General features: G+C 31.6%; 2 protein-coding genes and 3 pseudogenes. 1 reads left to right on the top strand and 4 read right to left on the bottom strand.

All coding sequences use genetic code 11. The features are described from left to right. Positions 1–145: 145 nt before the first annotated feature. A pseudogene (locus OM90_RS13610) lies at positions 146–264 on the top strand (transposase); the annotation flags it as partial. A 361-nt stretch (positions 265–625) separates the two neighbouring features. Here the strand turns inward: OM90_RS13610 and OM90_RS11870 are convergent. The 4 genes and pseudogenes from OM90_RS11870 to OM90_RS13580 form a co-directional block, all read right to left on the bottom strand. Then, positions 626–1063 (bottom strand): barstar family protein, encoded by a 438-nt coding sequence (locus tag OM90_RS11870; RefSeq protein ID WP_160323672.1) that lies wholly within the window; start codon positions 1061–1063, stop codon positions 626–628. Between the two features lie 96 nt (positions 1064–1159). After that, positions 1160–1438, bottom strand: a pseudogene (locus OM90_RS13585) (ribonuclease domain-containing protein); the annotation flags it as partial. Positions 1439–1516: 78 nt separating this feature from the next. Then, a pseudogene (locus OM90_RS11865) lies at positions 1517–2698 on the bottom strand (IS110 family RNA-guided transposase); the annotation flags it as partial. A gap of 367 nt (positions 2699–3065) precedes the next feature. Next, positions 3066–3212, bottom strand: coding sequence for a helix-turn-helix domain-containing protein (locus tag OM90_RS13580; RefSeq protein ID WP_278335825.1), 147 nt, complete (start codon positions 3210–3212; stop codon positions 3066–3068). Between the last annotated feature and the right edge of the window lie 99 nt (positions 3213–3311).

Below are 3311 nucleotides of genomic sequence, written 5' to 3'. Positions count from 1 at the left end.
TACTTTATCCTTTTTAATAATTAGGATAAAAGTACTTTTTATAAATAAATATAAAGGGATAATTATAATAAATATTAAGGGCATAATTTAAAATTTATATATTTCAAAATTTATAAAAATAAATACACTTATGAAATAAACTTCTAAATATGGTTATACTAATGGGCTAACAGAAGTTTTTAATAATAAGATTAGGGTTTTAAAACGTATGGTTTAAAAAACTTTAGAAGATTGCATAATAGGATAATTCATTTTATTAATTAAATAGTAATAATTGAATATTTTGTGGAAAATCCTACATTTAGCTAGGTTTATTAAGTGCGCCCCAAAAATAAGAAAATATTAAAATAAGCTCAAAATCAATAATAAAGCGGGATTTAATATAATCCCATCTCAGCTATTGACAAAGAGCCAAAAATGTTGAGATACATAAATTTTAATTATACACCCCCACATTTATTATAGATATGTTCTATCCCTTCTTTCATATTTTCATCTTCTATTTCTTTATTATCATCAACTTTATAGTCATCTAAGTTAATGTGTTTAAATTTCATAGTATTTTTATAGTATGTTAAATCATATGAATAATAGGTAGTTTCAAATCTGTATCATCAAGTTCTAATTAATCTTCTTTTATGCTTATAATATTTACGTTTTTTAATCCAGCCATTTTAAGTCTTTCTTTTACATCATTTATTTTCTTAACTGGACATTGGAAAACCACATGAAAAGGGATTGGTGGTGTAAGAAAATCATCATAGTTCCTTCCTTCCGTCCACTCATTTACAGAACGTTTAAGTATTTCAATAAAAATTTTAAAGCTATTATCAGATATTGTGATAACTTGGTCTGCATCTTCTATTATCAACAAATATGCTTCGCCCGGTAACCAGTCTAAATCATTTAAGCACTCGTCAAAAGCTGCCCAATTATTACCAAAATAATCTGGAAACTGAAGAACTTCAGCAAACTCAGCAAACAACTCATCAATCGTTGTACATTTACTACCTGCTATTTGTTTTACAACCATACCCTCACACTCAAGACTTCCATTGCTCAAAAACAATCTATAAAATTCTGACTTTTCAATTCCTATTATATGAAAGTATGGTTGCTTAAGTTGTATTAATTCTTGTATCATTTTTAACACCTTCTTCTATTTAATTTTTATAAACGTCTTATAATGATCATTTGTATACCACACAGAACCTTTATCATCTATTACTATTCTCTCTGCTCCTCTATTTTGGCCTTTTACATATGGATTTACATCATATTCTTTATAATTCCCTTCGGGAAGAATTTGTCCACCATTTCTACCATCATTAGCAAATATCCTTCCTCCTTTATATCCTTTTGGCGGTGCACCATTCCTCTTTAGTACCTCATCTGCAACATCAAATGCTTTCTGAGGTACTTCAACAGTTTCACTCGTTCCCTCACTACAAGAACTATAACTATTATATAATTCCTTCTACCATATCTCAATTAATAAATCCAAATACTACTAACTTTACTGTCTTTTCTCCTCTTGCTTTTCATACGGTCTGTATTCTGTCTTTGTTTTCATCATACCGTAGATTATCCTTACAAGCCTTCTTGCTATACATATAAGAGCCTGTGGCTTGGTTTTACCCTCTTTAACCTTCTATTCAAAATACTCTCTAAATACTGGATGTCTTGGTTTTTCTGATGGTGATACTGCTACCATTTGTATAGCCAAAAAATGAAATATGGCATTCAACTCTCTGTTGCCATTTCTGCATCTTTCATCCCTGCCTTTACCTGCTGAACTGAAATGTACAGGTGCCAAACCCATAAATCGAGCCAACTTACCTGAATCTGGAAATCTGTTAATATCTCCAATTTCAGACACAATTTTTGCTTTGGTTATAAAGTCAATACCTGGCATGGTTTGCAGCTTATAACCTGTCTGTGGTAATAATTTTCTTAACTGCTTTTCTATATCTTTTATTAGTTCCTGATTGTTCTTAATATCCTTTACAATATTCCTTACAATAGAATCTCTTTCTTCCTGATACCCCTTCTGTGTATTACCATCCTTTTTAATTATATCAATAATTGCATAAATACGCTCTATCTTTAATGCCTGATGTACCGCTTTTATTGTTTCATAAATTTTTTCTGATGTAGTACTCCAAATATGCTCTGGTGAAGGATAGTTTTCCCAAAAACATAAAGCACTCTTACCATCAACCTGTGCAAAAAACTTCTTATAGGATGGATAACTATAAGACAGCTGACTATGTAATTGGTTTTTGTTCATCACATTGTTTTTTACTATCATATCTCGCCTTTTTACCAACTGCCTGATTGTCCAATATATATCCTCATGTTTTGCGTCCTGTAATGTATCCAACATATCTCTTAATACTCTTGCAACACAATAGGCATCATAGGAATCATCCTTGTATACAATAGGATTTGAAAGCCTTACTGCACTGGTATAGGCTGGATTTACATGTTTGACTTCAAACTTCCTTCCTACAAGATATGAAGCCAGATTACGTCCAAAACTTCTGGTATCCTCAAGTCCAAATACAAAGTACTTTGTACCGCATATTTTCTTTATATCCTCAACAAATGCTGGAAACTTAGATGGTCTGTTTTTAAAGCTAATCTCTCCAACTTTTTTCATCCAGCAATCAATCACAACTGCATAATGCTTTTCCTTGTCTCCACTACGCAAATCGGCAACCTCAATTTAAGAGCGTTAGATTTGATTAGGGACATTTCTTGTAAAGAAGTGTCCCTTGACCTTAATCCTCGCAAGGGAACGACAGCCTATCTGTTCTTCGTGTGACAAATTACGTGATTGAGGCATCACGAACCTTTATTGACTACACTTTTTTCATGATGTTACCGTCACCATTCACTAAAGTCCAGTCTTCTTGAAAATTTTCATTCGCTTATATACCTTAATCTGTCTTTATTTTTGTTTACACAAAAGCCCTAACTGTCAGGTTTAAATCGATTTATGTCATTCTCTTTATTTTCAACTGTCCTTTTACCTTTGCCTCTCAAGGCTTTTTGGAATTCTATTAATTTGAGGTTAATGACTGTCTCTGCCCCCTTAATGCTCTGTAAAGGGTACTACTACTTACCCCTGATAATTTTGCAACTTCTTCCGTAGTAAATAACTTACTTGCATATAGCTTTAATGCTGTTTCAATCTGCGCCTGTGGTATCTTTGGTCTTCTATTAATGCTAAAATAATAATTAACAAGATTTCAAATATAAAACTTAACAAAATTGTTAATAAAATATTATAATTACTTCTGAAAATA

It is taken from the genome of Defluviitalea phaphyphila, assembly GCF_001466305.1.
In the GTDB taxonomy this organism is placed as follows: Bacteria; Bacillota; Clostridia; order Lachnospirales; family Defluviitaleaceae; genus Defluviitalea_A; species Defluviitalea_A phaphyphila.
Note: the sequence above shows the minus strand (reverse complement) of the source record. Positions and strands in the feature narration are given on the sequence as shown.